This is a genomic window from Tissierella carlieri, from assembly GCF_018917285.1.
Lineage (GTDB): Bacteria > Bacillota > Clostridia > Tissierellales > Tissierellaceae > Tissierella > Tissierella carlieri.
This window is the reverse complement of sequence record NZ_JAHLOH010000056.1, coordinates 38,498-56,728: the sequence shown is the minus strand read 5'-3', so window position 1 is coordinate 56,728 and position 18,231 is coordinate 38,498. Positions and strand designations below refer to the sequence as shown.

Genomic DNA, 18,231 nt, shown 5'->3' with positions numbered 1-18,231 from the left:
TAATATGGCTAAGGCATTAGGTTTAATTGAAGTACGTGGAAAGTTAGGAGCAATCCTAGCAGCAGATGCAGCTGCAAAGGCGGCAAATGTAACTCTACTTGGAAGTGAAGTAATCCGTGGAGGATTGACAACAATTCATATTATTGGAGATGTTGCGGCAGTGGAAGCAGCAGTTGAGGCAGGTGAAGTTGCTGTGGCAAATAAGAATTGTCTAATCAGCAGCCATGTTATCCCACGCTTGGATAACCAAGTTGAGCAGATGTTGATGAAATCATTTGGTAAAAAGGAAGATAATCCTTCGGATTCAAAGGAATCAAATCAACCCATTATAGAAGAAATAGAGAAAGATGAAATAGTGGAAGAAAAAAAGGATACTTTACTCGTACCTTTGAATGAATCAAAAGAAATTTTGCAAGAAAATTTGGAACATGGAGCAAATACAATTGTAGATTCATCCTTTAATAAAAGAGAGCTAGAAAAAATGAAAGTGACTGATTTACGTTCACTTGCATATAAATTAAATCTTTCTACCATAAAGAAATCAGAAATTAGATCTGCTAATAAAGCAGTGCTTATTGAAGCATTGCTAGATAAAGGAGTTGAACATTAATGGGATTGATAGATAAAGACCTTGTTTCAGTTCAAGAAACTAGGGATCTACTGAAGAAAGCAAAAGAAGCGCAAAAAGAAATTGCCAAGTTATCTCAAGAACAAATTGACACCATTTGCAAGGCTATAGCAAAGGCAGCTTTTGACAATCGTGTGAAACTAGCTAAAATGGCACAAGAAGAAACAGGATTTGGAAGATGGCAAGATAAAGTCCTTAAAAATGCCTTTGCATCAAGAGATTTATTAAATGCAATTAAAGATATGAAGACAGTTGGTATAATCACAAATAATATAGAAGCTAAATATATGGAAGTAGCTGTTCCTGTTGGAGTGATTGCAGGCCTTATTCCTTCAACAAATCCGACATCAACAGTTATCTACAAAGCACTAATAAGCATTAAGGCAGGAAATGCTATTGTGTTTTCACCTCATCCAAGTGCAGTAAATTGTATCAAGGAAACAGTTCGCATTATAAATGAAGCAGGAAAAAGTGTTGGCTTACCAGATGGTGCTATTAGTGTAATTACAACAGTTACAATAGAGGCAACAAATGAATTAATGAAAAGTGAAAATACAGACTTAATTCTTGCTACTGGTGGGTCTGCAATGGTTCGTGCAGCATATTCCTCTGGAACACCAGCAATTGGAGTTGGGCCGGGTAATGGACCTGCATTTATAGAACGTAGTGCGAATATCCCAAAAGCAGTCGAGCTTATTCTTGAATCTAAGACATTTGATAATGGTACAGTTTGTGCATCTGAACAGTCTATTATCGTTGAAGAAGTTAGTAAAGAAAAAGTGATTGCAGAATTCAAGAAACAAGGTGGTTATTTTTTATCAAAAGAAGATGCCCTGAAACTTGAAAAGTATATTCTACGACCAAACGGTACAATGAATCCTAAGATAGTTGGAAGGACTGCACAGGTTGTTGCTGAATTAGCAGGTATTTCTGTACCAGAAGATGCAAAAGTTCTTATTGCCGAAGAGACACGTGTTGGTAATCTTGCACCTTATTCAAGGGAAAAATTATCACCAATTTTAGCTTTTTATACGGTAAATACTTGGGAAGAAGCTCGGGATTTAAGTATGGAGATCTTATACTTTGAAGGTGCAGGACACACCATGGTTATTCACACAACAAACAAAAGAATTACAGAAGAGTTTGCCTTAAAAGTACCAGTTTCACGGCTACTAATAAACTGTTCGGCTACATTAGGTGGAATAGGAGCAACTACAAACCTTATGCCTGCCTTGACACTAGGTTGTGGAGCTATAGGAGGAAGTTCTACTTCTGACAATGTTGGGCCACAGAATTTATTTAATCTTCGCCGAGTTGTTTATGGCGTTAGGACATTAGATGAAATACGTGGAGAAGATATATTTGAAGAAGTTAGTGCTATAGCTGTTGAAGACTTGGGACTTAGTAAGGATCAATTGGTAGATTTACTTGTTGAACGTGTTCTACAAAAGTTAAAGTAAGCAAAGAGTAACACAATAACATTGATAACAAAATAAAAATATAAAAAATTTAGGAGGATATTATAATGGCTAATACAAACGCATTAGGTATGATTGAAACAAAAGGATTGGTAGCAGCAGTAGAGGCAGCAGATGCAATGGTTAAAGCAGCAAATGTAACATTAATTGGAAAAGAGCAAGTAGGTGGCGGACTAGTAACAGTTATGGTTCGTGGAGATGTAGGAGCTGTTAAAGCTGCAACAGATGCTGGAGCAGCAGCGGCAGAGGCAGTTGGTGAATTAATATCTGTTCATGTAATACCACGTCCACATATGGAAGTAGATGTGATCCTACCAAAATACGATACTCAATCATAACTAGGTTTCGAACATTCATGATGAAAGCTTAAAGTTGGAAGATAAAAAGTGGGGCTGAGGCATAATAAAAGCTTATGCCCAGCCTTTTCTTTATCGAGGGGAAGTGAATACTAATGGCTATTTTAACGGAAAGTAAAATAAAAAAGCTACTCCGTACGACGAAATTAAAAGAATCAAAACTCTTAGTTTTAGAACCTGGGACTGTAATTACACCTTCTGCAAAAGAATATCTAAAGGATATTACTATTGAATATATGGAAATACCAGAATCATCTGATACTAAGGAGCAAGAAGAAACTTTTCCAATGACCCAGTTAGAAGTAAGTGAACCAAAAAATATAAAAAATATTCAAGAGACTTTAATGTATGATAATAGAAAAAAGCAGAAAATGTGGAAGAGTCACTTAACTTATCAAGTTAAAATTGATATTATAATAAGCCATATTCTGACTTTACAAAAGAAAAGTCACCATATAGGAAAGATGGAGTTAGTAGGGGCTTTAAATACTATCTTAATTGTAGTCAAGACAATAGCAACGGAGATTTTAGCTTCAGACAAATTAGATCTGGTGCAGGAAATTGAAAAGTGGTTGGAAGACAAAAAGTCATACGTTGCCAGTTTATATCCGGAAGGTTCCTTTATTCCAACCTATAAAGATGAAGAATGTGTCATAGATTTATTTGAGTTACATGCATATTTACAAGAACTAGAATATTTTATTGCTAAAGAAATGAAAGAGATTCTAACATCTGAGGATTATATAAATTGCATTTCAATAGTGACTATTTTAAAGGATTATTGTTGGATTTTGATGGTGCAGTCAAAAGAAAATTCAGTAGAATAGGGGCGAGAATATGACTAAAAATAATATTGATACAATCGTGGATACAGTTGTCTCTCGTATATACGAAGTAATGGATCAAACTTTTGAAATTGAAGCAAGTGGACGCCATATCCATTTAAATCGGGAGGCAATAGATTCTCTCTTTGGAGACGGTTATCAATTACATCCATCGAAATATTTATCACAGCCAGGCGAATTTGCATCAGAAGAACGAGTGAGTATTAAAGGACCTAAAGGCATTATTCACAATGTTATAATTCTTGGACCAGAGCGAAAAAACTGTCAAGTGGAGGTTTCGTTAACAGATGCACGTTCACTAGGTGTAAATGCGCCAGTTCAATTAAGTGGAAATATTGAAAACACTCCAGGAATTATTTTAATGAATGGCTCTAAGTCTTTTGTCTTAGATAAAGGTGTCATAGTCGCAAAACGTCATCTTCATGTAAAAGATATAGATGCTGAAAGGTTGGGTGTTAAAGATAAAGAGAGGGTATCTGTTCAAGTGTTTAGTGAAAGACCACTCATATTTGATGACGTTATAGTGAGAGTAAGTCCCAAGTTTGAGACTTCCATGCACATTGATTACGATGAAGCAAATGCCTGCGGTCATAAGAAAGGTGTACGAGGACGTATTGTTAAGAGGTGATATATGTGGATAACATTGAAATAATAGTACAAAAAATTACAGATATTATTATACAACGTTTACAGAAGGAAGAACTTAGAGGGACAGTTACATTTTTAGGGAAAGAATATTCAAGTATTCGGACTTACTATGAAAAAAGAGGCTATCAGATAGTGTCAGTTAAAGATAAATTTGATACAGATATAGTAATCGTTACTGAACTGTCTATTTTAAATATGAATCGTATAGCACTAGGACTTCCTCAAACAGAAGAAGAAGTAATTATTTGGGAGCGTTTATTGAATAAGAGGGATGTTATTTTTTTAGAAGAAGGAATGGAGCTTCATGCAAGTCAACATGTGGCTCCAAGAGCATTGTTACAGGTTCTTGTGAATAATAAAAATCAATTGGTAAGGTACGGTGCTTCTATACTTCCATTAAAGAATTTTGAAAAGATAAATGAAACTATAAATAAGGAAGTAAAAGATGTAATTCGTAAAAGTGATAAGAAGGAACTTCTTACTATAGAAAAAGTACGGAAACTGAACTTACAGGCAGGAGATATCTTTGAAGCAGATAAAAACATCATTATTACAGCATTGGCCAGAGATTATATGCGTGATTTAGGTGTTCAGATAGTATAGAAAGGAGCATACTATGTTCATTGGAAAAGTTGTTGGTAGTTTATGGGCTACTCGCAAGGATGAAAAGTTAAATGGTTTAAAGTTTCTACTCATTGAAAAACAACTAAACGAACATGAGGCTGATCCTGCTCTAGTTGTTGCAGTTGATCATGTAGGTGCTGGCATTGGAGAATCTGTGCTGATTACGACTGGTAGCTCTGGTCGTCTATCTTTTGATGGTAAAGGTATTCCTGTTGATATGGTTATTGTCGGTATCATAGACACTGTGGACTATCCAAAGGAATGATAAAAGCTGCTATTTATGACGAGGCTAAGGCCTCGTTGTAGTGGTGTGTTGCAATTGTTTCACAATTGCTGACCTTACTAAAAATAGAATGGAGTGAAATGAATGAGTATAAATGAAATGATAATTTGGATTATGGCAATTATAATGGTCATAGGCGCAATTGACCGTTCACTAGGTAATAAAACTGGTTTAGGTCAACAATTTGAGGAAGGAATACTAGCAATGGGTTCTTTAGCACTTTCAATGGCTGGTATAATCGTTATAGCACCCAAGTTATCTGATTGGTTAAGTCCTATAGTGGTTCCACTATATAAATTGTTAGGAGCAGATCCAGCAATGTTTGCAGGAACTTTATTAGCAAATGATATGGGTGGGTTTTTCTTAGCACAACAAATGACTACCGACCCACTAATTAGACTTTTCTCGGGTGGTATTTTAGGAGCCATGATGGGGGCGACAATTGTATTTACGATCCCGGTGGGATTGGGCATTATCAGCAAGGAAGATACAAAGTATCTGGCACAAGGGGTATTATGTGGGATTGTGACTATTCCAATTGGAGCATTAGTTGCAGGAATTTTGATGGGTATGCCAATAGTTAAAGTCTTTATGAATTTAATACCTATAATAGCTGTAGCGATTTTAATTTCAATTGGACTATTTAAAATCCCTGAAGGAATGATTAAAGGGTTCAATATATTTGGGAAAATTATAGTAGCTGTTGCAGCCATTGGGCTGGCAATTGGTGGGTTAGACTTACTATTAGGTATCAAAATATTTGAAAATCAAGATACACTTGAAGTTGGATTTCAAACAGTTGGTGGTATTGCCATTACTTTAGCTGGTGCTTATGGATTGGTGTTCTTGATCACAAAGCTATTTAAGAAGCCATTGATGAAACTAGGTCACTTGTTAGGAATGAATGATATTGCAGCAGCAGGTCTAATTGCATCTCTTGCCAACAGCATCGCCATGTTCCAAACAGTAAAGGGTATGGATAAACGTGGCAAGGTAATTAATATTGCTTTTGCAGTTTCAGCATCCTTTGCATTTGGTGACCATTTAGGATTTACGGCTGGTGTTGCACCAGAATTGATTGTTCCAATGATTATTGGTAAGCTAGTCGGTGGTATTTCTGCCATTCTTGTTGCCATATTTCTATCTAACCGTGTATTTAGGATTGAATAAAGCTAATACTATAGAGATTTAAGTACGGATGGAGGTAAGATGTTGAATATAGACAGATCAGAAATTGAAAAGCTAGTTCGTAGTATCATAACGGAAGAATACAGTAATAAGTTAAATGATGCTTCAAAGAGGAATGTTGACCCTAGTGGCGTAATGTCGATTTCGTTGCCATTGTTTTCTGTAGGTGAAGAAGATCGACTGGACACAGGCAACCCTAATCACAAAGTGTATACGAAGGATTTAGTGTCACTTACTGAAAATCCTAGACTTGGTTGTGGCCTAATGGTAATGGAAGATACTACCTTCGACTGGACTTTAGGATATGATGAAATAGATTATATTATTGAAGGAACTCTGACTATTATCATAGATGGACGGCGAATAACTGCCAATGCAGGAGAATTGATTTTGATTCCAAGAGATTCAAGTATTCAGTTTTCAGTTGAAGGAAAGGCAAGGTTTATCTATGTGACTTATCCAGCTGATTGGCAATCATAAATTCTAGAAAAGCAAATTGATATATACATGACTAAAAGACATGTTACGAATCCTAATACCCCAATTACTTTTATTGTTCTCTCCATAGAAATGCTCCTCTCTATGTTTGTATTCAAGCCGCTACACTTGTAGCGGTTTATTTCATATAGTATAATATAGTATACGTAGAGAATAAATAAGGTAAAAACAAGCGCTACAAAGGAGATGATTTTGTGGCGGTTTCAAGTAGAGGAGATGCAAGGTGATATTATGAGAATTCAGCCAGAAGGACAGTCATCAGCACTGACCCGAGCATGTAGGATTTATCTGGCTGTATCTTGAAAATGGTGATTTTTATGAAGCAACTTTAGATAATTCACGGGCAATTCAATATTTATCAGGAACCTATGAAAAAGGCTTTGAGCATTAATACTCCCTAATCATAGTTTTAGTAGAATAGGATAAAGTTAAAATACAATCTATACTTTGAAAGGAGAAATTAAATGAAATCACGAATTATGTACATACTTCTTGTGTTTCTGTTAAGTACTTCAATTACTGCGTGTCGGAGCAGTAAAAACAATTTAAACTCAAATAATAGCAGTAGTGTAAGTGATAGTAAAATTACTGACACCAGCCTTTCTTCAGATAGTGAAAGTGAAAATACAAATGCCACGATGCCATCTAATAATAATTCGGTATTAGAAGCATATAAATCAGTATTGTTAAATAATGATGAATTTTTCAGCATTGATAGCAAGAAAAAATTGTCTTTGAATGATTTTTTAACTAACAAAGAGATTAATGGAACCATCTTTGAAGTGACACACTTTACAGTACTTGATATGGATAGTGATGAGGTACCTGAAGTTGTTCTTGAATTAGCAGTAGATAATAATCCAGAGTTTTACGAAGTCTTGCATTATATGAATGATACAATTTATGGATACAATATTGTATACAGAGGCTTAGAAGCGCTTAAAACAGACGGGACATTTCAGTATTCAAACGGTGCAGCAGATAATGGATATGGAAAATTGAAATTCCAATCAAATGCCTATGAAACTGATATATTGGGATATATGAAACCAATCCAAAACAATGATAACATAACTATAGGATACTTCATTAATAATAAATCCGTTACAGAAGAATCGTATAATTCTTTCATGAAAGAAGAAGATGAAAAAAAAGATGTAGTTTGGCATGAATTTTCTCAAAAGAATGTTGAAACAGAACTCTCTGTGCATCTAACATTGCAGGATGAAGAAATGAAACCAATGGAAATTTATAGTGGACATAGCAAGGAAGAAATAGAAGATTTTGCAAAAAAAGTTGTTGAATTAATCCAAAATGATGAAAGTCAGGATTTGGCAGAAATTATTCAATATCCACTTAATGTTAATCTAGATGAACAAAAAATATATATCAAAGATAAAGACACATTTCTTGAAAAATACAATCTGATATTTAATGATAAATTTAAGTTGCAAATTAAAGATGCATACACAAAGGATATATGGGGGAATTCGGTTGGATTTATAATAGGGAATGGAGATATATGGTTCGCTAATGATTCATCAGACGGTAAGCTTAAGATTATAGTTATTAATAGCGGAAAGGGAGAAATGCCAAAAGATGAGGAAGGGGATGGAATAACACAGGGATAATAAAAGTAGAAAAAGATTATATATGATCACTGTTACAGCATTCACGGATTCTTTCCAACCAGATCTCGGACCTTATGGTCATAACTCAGGTAATGAATAAATAAAGAGCAACCACTGTCTATGTTATTTAATTTGTGAGGACAGTGGTTACTCATATATAATCTGTTTATAATTTTACCACATTTTTCTTATGAAATGATTTAGCAGTTATTATACATCAGAGTCTAGTGATATTTATTTTTTCTTCTTTTTCTCCTTGACTCTTCCGTTGGGGAAACAGTTATTATATAATTAATAAAAATGAAAAGGGGAAAACAAACTATGCCTGATTTATTAAAAATCAAAGAAGTATCTAGCAGGTATGATGTGACTGCCCGTACTCTTCGATATTATGAAGATATGGGATTGATAAACAGTCAAAGAAGTGATGATTATGCGTATAGAATGTACGATGAATCCTCAATAAAACGATTGGAGCAGGTTCTTATACTTCGTAAATTGAACATTAGCATTAAGGATATTCAGAGAATTTTTCGATCATCCAGTTCCGAGATAGTTTTGGAAGTTCTAGGCAAAAAAGTTTCTGATATTGATGATGAAGTTGCTCTTCTGCATGAGCTTAAAAAAATAGTTTTAGAATTTATTATGCAAATTCATAGAAGTGATTTTCAGAAGGATTCTGATGTAAAACTTTTATATGAGAAAGCAAAGGAAGTTGAGCGGCAGATAATTAATGTCGGGTATGAAGGAAATCCTGCACGCGTTAACAGTCTTTTGAATATTACCGAAAAGCTTAAAAAAGCACCGGAAGTCAGAATTGTAGAAATACCAAAGTGTAGAATGGCTTCATCAGGTTATTTTAATGATTTAAGTGAAGTTATAGGAAGCTTTGGCAAATGGTTCTCCGAATATGACAAAAAACGAAAAGGTATATCATTTTCACCGCTTGATTTTATGTTTTTTGAACCGGATGGCAGAGGAATGTGGCTATTTGCTGTTGAAGACTGGGTAACAGAAAAAGATACAGACGGTTACGAAATAATTGAATTTGAAGGTGGTCTGTACGCAAATGCAGTATCCATCGATGGTGATGATGATATCAATGGCAGGGTATATACCGGAATTAAAGCTTGGATTGACAGTAGTGGATTTGAACTTGACGAGCGTGAAGGACACAGGGCAATGTGCCATATGATTGTAGGCGAGAAAATGAACCGTGGACTTGGATATAAGCAGCTTGACATATTTGTACCTGTTAAACTGCGGCCAGTAAAAGAATGACAGTCTTAATGCTTCATTAGAATAGGTCAGGTAGTGAGTGACTGAATAAAATGTAAAATGCTAAAATGTTTTATAAACAAAATATTAAGGAAAAGGAGAATCTCCATAATGCCGGATATAAAGAAAATAAGGCAAGCCATGATTGAAGAAAGGATTTCGGAGGAGATAATATCTAAAATCGATTTTACAGACCCAGGTGGTAATAATCCACTACCTGTCATTGCGATAATTAATCAAATGGATTCCATGCTCTCACATGAGCAATGCTTATCAGTAATGGAAAAACAAGGATGCTGTAAAAGTGGGCAAAGAGACAAGGAATGTAAAAAATTCGGCAAGCAAAATATTGGCAGATCACTTAATGAAAAGATCGAACTACTTTCCTCAATTCAATACATGGGAACCCCAAAACTTAATGAAGATGGTACTATTACAACGGGTATTTTTTGGTTTCAAGACGGTGTATACAATTGTGCCTGCCCGTCAATTAAAAAGCTGAAAAAGCCTGTTTCAGTTACTTCTACATATTGCGGATGCTGCGCCGGACACTTTTTATATCATTATCAAAACGCCTTGCGGGTTAAGTTGAAATTGAAAGAAATTAAATCTTCTCCAATTAACACAAATGGTTCAAAACCCTGCGAGTTTATTTTTGAAGTAATACAGATGCTTTAATTAAAAAGTATATTCTGACTCTAAGGGGAGACCAAGTTTAACATCTTTTTTGTGTCCTCAAGGCATGTTGAGACGGTTGTACTTTTTTCTAACAAAAATGCCGATACGCACATCAACGTAAATGTGGAGTTTGGTGAAGGTGATGGAAAAATTCCTGTGTAAAAGATAGCCAAAAAAGCTGAGGGATATAATCCAATCGAAATAGTAACATATAGGATGATACAATAGTATGTAGAAAACAAGTATGGATTTAAAGTGCATATGGCTTATATCGCAGAAGTAAAAAGAGATTTGGAATTGCTCATGTATGATGTTCCGAATGCGGTAGAAGAATTGAAAAATCCAAGGAAACGTCAAACGCCTTAAAATCGTATTTTTGGCCTTTTGCTTCATAATTTATTTAACCTGTACCCACAAACAGGATATTACTGCTATCGATATAAATACATAGGTCATATAATAGGAGTTAAGCTTAAATATGTCCGTCTGAAAAAATATCAGACGGACATATTTGCGTTTTTAGAGCCTCGTTTCCATTCCCCACCGTCCTCTTTTGATTTTAACCATATATCAAAAATCGAAAGAACGGACAAATTATGAAAACTATAAATCTGAGTGTATAGTTCTGATGATGAATTTTGGCCATAAGGATAAATAAGACAGTTTGATTACAAGATGTTGTGGTTTTAAGGTAAAAAACGAGCAAAAACCGGGCTGAAAAGTGCAGTTTTTTAGTCCGGTTTTTGAGGGCATTTTATAGATGACATCGGGTATTCTTGATGATGACAACCTTAAAACGCATTAGCTAATCAATTTTATTTTTACAAGATAATTCATGAATTTCCTAAAGCAAATATTCCAGATGCTCGCGTAAACAAGTGAAAACGAGAAAAAGATTAAAAAAGTTAAAGGCGTTGATAACGAACTGGTTAAATCTACAAATGCCGAAATACCTACTGCATAAGTTAAAAATATCATTACAAGAGGCAGTGTTATGCTTGAAAATAATATAGAAATTATTATTCCCTTCCTATAAAGTAATGTTCCGATAACGAGCCCGGTGGTAAAAAGCAATATTATTGTCTCCTGAGTACTAACTATAGCAAAAATTAATGCGGAAGAAAAAATACAGTAAAACCAATAGAAATATTAGAAATACTAGCTATCCCAATAGGTAGAGTACTTAATGGACTTAAGGCCAACCCAATCCCGGATAAAAATACAGGTGCTACTAGTATTTTAAAATACTTATTGATAAGCGCATATTTCTGTATAAGCACTGAAGGTATATTTTCTTAATATACCCTCAGTAAAGGCTTTCATTATTTATATCAAATCAGTTTCAAAATTGACGAGAGAATATGATTACTCTCTCTTATTTGTTTCATATTTCGATTCATAAATCCTAAAAAGGAATTTATCTTGTATTAAGTCAAATTTTATAGTTATGAATCATGGAACAATTTCAAAAACAGTACCTTGGTTAAAATCAGTCACATTCATAGAGCCATAAACCCCTAAATATAGTCTGGTTTGATCCAGATTCGTTCCCAAACTAACATAAAAAGCTGATTGTGACCCAAAATTATAATCGGTTTCAATAACACTAAAATCATTTAGTTTACAATCTGTTCTTATCCTAGTATAAGCTAAAACACCTTTAATCGGAGGTTGAGATTCTTCATTCTGGGCAAAATCGGTAAACACAACGCTTCCTGTTAAATCGGGGATTTCATTCCCCATATATGACTGGACTCCTGTAAGTGCAGTTCCTCCAAACTTATCGGGTCGGGGATCCTTATGAAAATAACTAGTTAGAGGCTGAAGACGATGGACTGAAGTTTTTACTGCTTCATTATAATAAGCAATTGTTTTCTCATCCAAAGTCGGACTTGCAGGGCAGCCCCTTATAATGGAAGTAGGAAAAGCACCTTCCCACCCTCGCCAGCCAAAGTTAATAAATCCTTCTTGATCAGGTTCGGATTTCATTAAATAAGCTTGAATAAGCTGAGTAACCGGTATTGGTTTATAATGAACGAATGAAAAAATCGACTCTGCCAGATCCTGTCCGACATTTCCCACATATTTGATATACTGATTATAAAACCTTTGAAATGAAATGCCAGGTATATTGCGAACCCCTTTGGCAATTACCGTAAGCGTTTCCTGAATAGGTACAGGAAGTTCATTAAAACGTGTGACTATGGGTGGATTATAGATAAATGTATTCTTAGCTACATCAATTTCAATTATTTTACCGGCGATTTCCATATCATCCTGGCTTAAATTAAATGGATCATACCCTGATCCACCATCTCCGGTTGTTAAAATAAGTTTTCCTGTTTCAGGTGAAAAGTTTAAGCTATTGACACCATTATGATTAAAAAATGGTCTTCTTAAATTAAGCAATGTCCTCCGTTTTTGAGGTTGACCATTCGATTGGAAAATCCATTCTTCAACTGTGTCAATATGATCATATAGAATTTCTCTATTTATCCACTTTAGGTTTAAGGTTTTGGGGTCACACGGATCAGGATTAAAAAATTCAGGAAGAGCACCTGGACCTTGTGCTCCAGTTACTGAATTAGGAAGAGCACCCGGACCTTGTGTTCCAGTAACTGAATAATGAAGATAGAACAGACCATTATAATAAAATTCGGGATGAAATGCTAGCCCTATCAATCCCCGTTCATCATATCCACCACCAGAAACACCTAGTTTTATGATTCGTGGGCGAATATCTAAAAAAGTCCCCATAACTCCGTTTCCTATGTAAAAGATTTCTCCTATCTGGGTTGCAATAAATAATCTTTCGATTGAGTCACCCGGAAGTATAGTTGTTTTCAAAACAGTAGGTAAATTTATCCTACTAACAATAGGCCGTAAACTAACTTTAACTTTTATCAACTTATTTTACACTCCTTCTTATTGTTTTCTTTTATAAGAATATGCTTAGAATTGTCATATTAGCACCAAATTGTGGCCAGGAAATCTGATTATGCATTGCACCATTTTTCGCACCAGCGTCGGAGAAATCCAGGGCGGTCATTGAGGACGTGCCTGTTTTTGTACATAGAATGAAATTATTTTAGAGCTTGTACATGTGTCTAGTGCTTAAATAGACTAAAAATTTCACTTCTGCCTAGAAAGTGATAACTTTGACAAAGACTATACTCATAAAAAACTTGAATTTTGTTGCTACGGAGCCTCATCCACTATCATGAAGAGAACCAAGAGAAAAAGCTTGATACGGAGTAGTATTTTAAGCCTTGATGGAGAGGAGATATAAGCTTAGGGGGTAACTACTAAAAATAATTCTATGCAAAGGTCGATAAATACATCAAGGTTTTATAATTTAGATATATACTGAAAATAATTTCACATTTTATGCAACTAAAAGCTAGGATGAAACGTTCTATAGTTAAGGAGGTGGTTTTGTGACCAGTGAGTCATTGGTTGAAAATGATTTGTATGTTAACCTTGTAGAGAAATATTCCGACATGGTCACACGTATATGCTACGTCCGTTTTAATTGTCTCGCAGATGCAGAGGACTGCTGGCAAAATGTATTTATAAAGTTGTATGTTTCAAAGGAAATGTGGCAAAAGTCCGAAGACTATCTTCGCCGCTGGCTCATAACTGTTACACTCAATGAATGTCGGGATATTCACCGGAAGCTGTTTCGCAGAAATCATTATGACATAGATAAGTTGGTTATTGCGCATATAGAGGACTTCGATAGGAGCCTGCTGCACGCCGTAAAAGCTCTTCCATACAAATACTCTGAAGCAATCTATCTCTACCATTTTGAGGGGTACAATATTAGCGAAATTTCTGGAATTCTAGGCAGGAACGAAAACACCATTAAGTCTCAGCTTAAACGGGGCAGAGAAATGTTAAAGGATGTGATTGAAAATGAGTGATTTTAATGATTTTAAAGATATTAAAACACCGACGGAATGGAAAGAGAGGTTATATGCTAAAACAGCGGAGCGATCAGTAAGTTCGGCTCGACGAAGGCGACTACCATTGACTGCAACCGCCGTGTTGGTACTAATAGCAATTTTATCTACATCAGCTCTGGCAGTTTCACTTGTAGGAGGAGACTTTTTCAGACAGTTGTTTATAAACCAGGCTAAAAGCACAGACAGTGTATACGATTACATGAATGTTGATCAACTTAGGGCCATTGCAGGGACTACTATAGGCACTGTGGTAGATACCGATGAACTTAAAATTGAAGTTATGGATGTGATTTCCAGCGGAAATATGGCAATGGTAATGTTGAGGGTTACTGCAAAAGAGCTACAGAGTGTGATTTTTGATACGGGATATGAAACGCTAATGAATTATAGATTTGGATCTGATACGGATGGAAATCTGTTCAAAAACATGGAACAGATCAGTATACGGTATTATTATAGTGATGATGATCCTACTTTAGAAAACAATCAGTTTGAGATACTTTACACAATTATAAACCATCAAGTGTTTAAAGCTGGTACTTATACGATAGAGCTCAAAGATTTTGGATATTATGTTAGCAATGGCACCTCTCTTGTATTGGAACCATTGAGTAGGAGCAAGTGGGAATTCGAGGTGGAGCTAGCAGATGGCAATGAATACAGTCATGCCGTCCTTCTACGACAGCCTGTTACAGTAGAGGGATACAATATTATGCTTGAAGATATTCGAATAACACCTATGAGTTCTACAATTGTATTCTCATACAATTCGAATGATGATCTTTCTGCTGTTTACAATGCTTTTTTATCTAACATAGGGAATTTAGGTATTATTCTTTCAGACGGTACCGTGCTTACCGAAGAGGATTTCAGCTATGTTGTGATGAGCGGGAGCGATGGCGCTGGTCATCCTATTTCGGCTATTGTGATAAACCTTTCTTTCAACCTCCTCATTTCTGCAGAATCTATAAGGGAGTTCTCTATCTTCAATGAAACGTTTTCGATTCCCAACTTGGAATCAATCCTTCTTCTATAATCGAAGGTTTTAACATCAAAAATGTAACAATAGCAGGATAGCAATTAAATTAACGCCATCCTGATATCTCTGCAATAGTTAAAGAAATAAAGGAAGTATAATTTATATAGATAATATAGTGGAGCTTAGGTTAAAAAAGATAAAATCCACTAGAAGTAAAAAAGGTCAGCTTTTGATTTCAAGGATATAAACTTACATTATTTGAGACAAATAGTAATTCTATAACAATGGCAAATTGAAATTCAATAATTTAAAAAATATTTGCTTTCTATTTTAAAGCATTATACAATGATTTCAGGCATCGATGTACTTTATAAAGAAAGGAAAACAAATTTTGAATATAAAAATTGAAAATATCTCATTTTATAGAATTGCGTATATAAGGCAGATTGGTCCTTATGGACAGAATAATGTACCAATAATGGAAAGATTAAAAAATTGGGCTAAGTCTAATGGCTTGCTTAATGAACAATCTATCATACTAGGAATTGCTCATGATAATCCTGAATTAGTAGGGCCTGAAAATTGTCGTTATGATACTTGTCTTGTTATTTCAAATGATTATTGTATTAATGATGATTATATTAGTGAAGGTAGTGTTCTTGGAGGAAATTATGCAGTTTTTAAAATAAGACATACGGCTGAAGCAGTTCAAAAAGCATGGCTTGTAATTTTCCCCGAGTTATTCAAACAAGGCTACCAATTAGATGAAATAAGACCTATTTTTGAAAGATATAGCTGTGAAATGGTTAAAAACCATTATTGTGAAATTTGTGTACCAATTCACTAAATCAGTATTTTAACAAATTTTAATTTACTCATCTAAAGTTTATAAATATTTTCAATACCATAAAATAATACGTAGAGATAAAAGCACAGAGATATAAAAAATCTTAGTGCTTTTGTTGTGGGCTCAATATGTGCGATAGCTTGGCGGTGAAAGTCCGTTATGGGGTTTGATAGTAGCAGCTATTACCCAAAGGTAAGAATGCCTTAGAAATATTAATGGAGATATCTTAAGAATAAATTAGTTCTATTACAAATTTTTAGTTAAAACAAATGTATTTCATCTATTTATGCAACTTAGACATTTCGAATTGTAAGATAAGCAGCAGAACGTTGTAATTAAGAAGATAATTGATATAATTTATATGGAAGGAGGAAAAAAATTGAAGGTCAATTATTATGAAGATAGAATGATAGAAGAAAATCACGTGGATGTATTCTATAGTGAGAAAGACCATGAAATCATCGGAATTATGAACTATTTACAATCATACGAAATAATTTTAGGAAAGAATGAGGAATTGACGAAAAAGATACTTCCCAATGATATATTTTACTTGGAAACTGTAGAGAGACGTTGTTATGCATATTTAGAAAGTGAAGTTTACCAGATAGATTTTACTTTGAAAAATTTTCAGGAACGATTTCAAAGCAATGGTTTTATTCAAATTGGAAAATCTATGATAGTAAATGTATACAGAATAGACAGAGTCAAAACAGATTCAAATATGAGAATGCGTCTGATTATGGAAAATGGGGAAGTGCTTATTTTAAATAGAACTTTTAAAAAGAATTTTATGGAATATTTGAGAAACATACAGGAGGCAGAAAATGAAGATTATAGATAAAAAAACATTTATTCCAACAGTATGTGTTGTTTACACTATTCTATCTATGAGTAAAATCATACTAGAAGCCATTATACAAAATGAATTTGGGAATTATCAATCAAATTTGCTTATGATGATTTTTGTGTCATTTATTGCAACATTAGTTCTTTCACAACATTATAGACTACAGCAGATTCCATTGCCACTAGTGATTATTGGACAATATTTAGTGTTAATTGGGGGTGTATTATTAATTATTTGGATTTCAGGATTATATACGGATTTGCATCCTAATGCATATAGAGATATGTTTTTATCATTTACAATTCCCTATATTATAGGTGCTGCTATTTATTATTTAAATGTGTTTTGGGAAGTGAAAAATGCTAATCAAATGTTAAAAAATATAAAGATGAAAGGGGATTAGATATGGACAATAAAGTTACTGGGTGGGATTATTTCTCTTTAGGAATGCTTGCATTTGCTGGATTAGGGCTAGAGGCGTTATATGCTTATGTGTTAGAACCGATGATATATGGAGTCACAATGCAGGACTGGAATACAAGTCAGACAATCATTCACTGGATTATAACCTGTATTTCTTGGGGGACAGTAAGCTATTGGCTCATTTTTGCATCTAAGAAAAAGTATCAGTTTAATCTTTTTGAAACATCAGATAAGATGACAAAATGGCAATGGGCATCTGTTATATTTTGTGTTGTTATAGCATTAGTAGCAAGTTACATAGATTGGAAAGGATTTAAGGTTATTAGAGAGTTTCAGAGTAAAGGGTTATTATTATTTGTTTTTCAATATATATACTATGCATTTGAAACAGTGTTATTTATGCTTATCATAATTTTTACGCAGAAGGCATTTGAGGTATGGTATAAAAGAAAAAACATCCCATATGGAGGAATAATTTGTGGAATTACATGGGGATTTGCCCATGCATTTACAAAAGGTAGTATATGGATTGGATTAGAAGGAATTGTCTTGGGATTTTTGCTAGGAGTAACTTATTTGTTAGTAAATAGAGATATAAAGAAAACATATATAGTATTGTTTATTATGTTTGCACTATAGTTACCTGATATAGCTGCATATTATGTTAGTATATAGGTATAGACATAAATTCAATAAGAAAAGTAAAAATATCTCGAAAGAAAAAAGAAAACGAATTATACTCACGTCCGATTTTGGACGTGTTTTTCACTTTTGATACTATATAGAGTCAATGGTAGGAAATATGAATAAAATAAGGAGGAAGATGTATAAGGAGGAATGTAAATTTATGATAATATATTGTGATGAATTGATTCTGCAAATTTGCGTATTCTAAAGTAAGGTAGATAGATATATACAATAAAAATACCCTTTCAATGATAGTTGATTTCGAAAATAAGATATGGTATGATTTACGCAATGATAAAAATATATTTAGTACTATAGAGAAAGACATATTCTAAAGTTAATCAC

The 18,231-nt window shown here is 34.2% G+C and carries 19 protein-coding genes; 18 read left to right on the top strand and 1 reads right to left on the bottom strand.

What is annotated here, in order from left to right:
• Positions 1-4 precede the first annotated feature (4 nt).
• The 12 genes from KQI38_RS20490 to KQI38_RS20435 all read left to right on the top strand — a co-directional run bounded on the left by KQI38_RS20490 (position 5) and on the right by KQI38_RS20435 (position 10,135).
• Positions 5-610, top strand: a complete 606-nt coding sequence (locus KQI38_RS20490; RefSeq protein ID WP_216562813.1) for a BMC domain-containing protein — start codon at positions 5-7, stop codon at positions 608-610.
• A complete protein-coding gene (locus KQI38_RS20485) occupies positions 610-2,088 on the top strand; it encodes an acetaldehyde dehydrogenase (acetylating) (protein WP_094899923.1) in 1,479 nt (492 codons plus the stop codon). Before KQI38_RS20490 ends, KQI38_RS20485 begins: the two co-directional genes overlap by 1 nt.
• Positions 2,089-2,153: 65 nt before the next feature.
• On the top strand, positions 2,154-2,444 hold the full coding sequence (locus tag KQI38_RS20480) for a BMC domain-containing protein (RefSeq protein WP_094899924.1): 291 nt from the start codon (positions 2,154-2,156) through the stop codon (positions 2,442-2,444).
• A gap of 113 nt (positions 2,445-2,557) precedes the next feature.
• Entirely contained in the window at positions 2,558-3,289 is a 732-nt protein-coding gene (locus KQI38_RS20475; RefSeq protein WP_216562811.1) for a hypothetical protein, read from the top strand.
• A gap of 10 nt (positions 3,290-3,299) precedes the next feature.
• Positions 3,300-3,935 (top strand): ethanolamine utilization phosphate acetyltransferase EutD, encoded by a 636-nt coding sequence (gene eutD, locus KQI38_RS20470; protein ID WP_216562809.1) that lies wholly within the window; start codon positions 3,300-3,302, stop codon positions 3,933-3,935.
• A 5-nt stretch (positions 3,936-3,940) separates the two neighbouring features.
• Entirely contained in the window at positions 3,941-4,558 is a 618-nt protein-coding gene (locus tag KQI38_RS20465; protein ID WP_216562807.1) for a hypothetical protein, read from the top strand.
• A 13-nt stretch (positions 4,559-4,571) separates the two neighbouring features.
• Entirely contained in the window at positions 4,572-4,844 is a 273-nt protein-coding gene (locus KQI38_RS20460) for a EutN/CcmL family microcompartment protein (RefSeq protein WP_216562805.1), read from the top strand.
• Positions 4,845-4,946: 102 nt separating this feature from the next.
• The gene (locus tag KQI38_RS20455; protein ID WP_216562803.1) at positions 4,947-6,032 is read left to right on the top strand and encodes an ethanolamine utilization protein EutH; all 1,086 of its coding nucleotides are present in this window, start codon (positions 4,947-4,949) and stop codon (positions 6,030-6,032) included.
• A 42-nt stretch (positions 6,033-6,074) separates the two neighbouring features.
• Positions 6,075-6,530: a cupin domain-containing protein gene (locus KQI38_RS20450; protein ID WP_246565955.1), complete on the top strand. Its 456-nt coding sequence runs from the start codon at positions 6,075-6,077 to the stop codon at positions 6,528-6,530.
• Positions 6,531-7,012: 482 nt separating this feature from the next.
• Positions 7,013-8,179, top strand: a complete 1,167-nt coding sequence (locus tag KQI38_RS20445; RefSeq protein WP_216562799.1) for a hypothetical protein — start codon at positions 7,013-7,015, stop codon at positions 8,177-8,179.
• 321 nt (positions 8,180-8,500) lie between these two features.
• Entirely contained in the window at positions 8,501-9,460 is a 960-nt protein-coding gene (locus KQI38_RS20440; protein WP_216562797.1) for a MerR family transcriptional regulator, read from the top strand.
• 108 nt (positions 9,461-9,568) lie between these two features.
• On the top strand, positions 9,569-10,135 hold the full coding sequence (locus KQI38_RS20435) for a hypothetical protein (protein WP_216562795.1): 567 nt from the start codon (positions 9,569-9,571) through the stop codon (positions 10,133-10,135).
• Between the two features lie 1,452 nt (positions 10,136-11,587).
• Here the strand turns inward: KQI38_RS20435 and KQI38_RS20430 are convergent.
• The gene (locus KQI38_RS20430; RefSeq protein ID WP_246565954.1) at positions 11,588-13,042 is read right to left on the bottom strand and encodes a PQQ-dependent sugar dehydrogenase; all 1,455 of its coding nucleotides are present in this window, start codon (positions 13,040-13,042) and stop codon (positions 11,588-11,590) included.
• A 530-nt stretch (positions 13,043-13,572) separates the two neighbouring features.
• Between KQI38_RS20430 and KQI38_RS20425 the strand changes: the two genes are divergently transcribed.
• The 6 genes from KQI38_RS20425 (at position 13,573) to KQI38_RS20400 (ending at position 17,838) form a co-directional block, all read left to right on the top strand.
• Positions 13,573-14,058, top strand: a complete 486-nt coding sequence (locus KQI38_RS20425; RefSeq protein WP_216562793.1) for an RNA polymerase sigma factor — start codon at positions 13,573-13,575, stop codon at positions 14,056-14,058.
• Positions 14,051-15,136, top strand: coding sequence for a hypothetical protein (locus KQI38_RS20420; protein WP_216562791.1), 1,086 nt, complete (start codon positions 14,051-14,053; stop codon positions 15,134-15,136). The genes KQI38_RS20425 and KQI38_RS20420 overlap by 8 nt, the downstream gene beginning before the upstream one ends.
• A gap of 304 nt (positions 15,137-15,440) precedes the next feature.
• Positions 15,441-15,926, top strand: coding sequence for an AraC family transcriptional regulator (locus KQI38_RS20415; RefSeq protein WP_216562789.1), 486 nt, complete (start codon positions 15,441-15,443; stop codon positions 15,924-15,926).
• Between the two features lie 379 nt (positions 15,927-16,305).
• The gene (locus KQI38_RS20410) at positions 16,306-16,770 is read left to right on the top strand and encodes a LytTR family DNA-binding domain-containing protein (RefSeq protein WP_216562787.1); all 465 of its coding nucleotides are present in this window, start codon (positions 16,306-16,308) and stop codon (positions 16,768-16,770) included.
• Positions 16,754-17,179 carry a DUF6608 family protein gene (locus KQI38_RS20405; protein WP_216562785.1) on the top strand — a complete coding sequence of 142 codons (426 nt, stop codon included), beginning with the start codon at positions 16,754-16,756 and terminating at the stop codon, positions 17,177-17,179. Before KQI38_RS20410 ends, KQI38_RS20405 begins: the two co-directional genes overlap by 17 nt.
• A gap of 2 nt (positions 17,180-17,181) precedes the next feature.
• Positions 17,182-17,838: a hypothetical protein gene (locus KQI38_RS20400; protein WP_216562783.1), complete on the top strand. Its 657-nt coding sequence runs from the start codon at positions 17,182-17,184 to the stop codon at positions 17,836-17,838.
• Positions 17,839-18,231 lie beyond the last annotated feature (393 nt).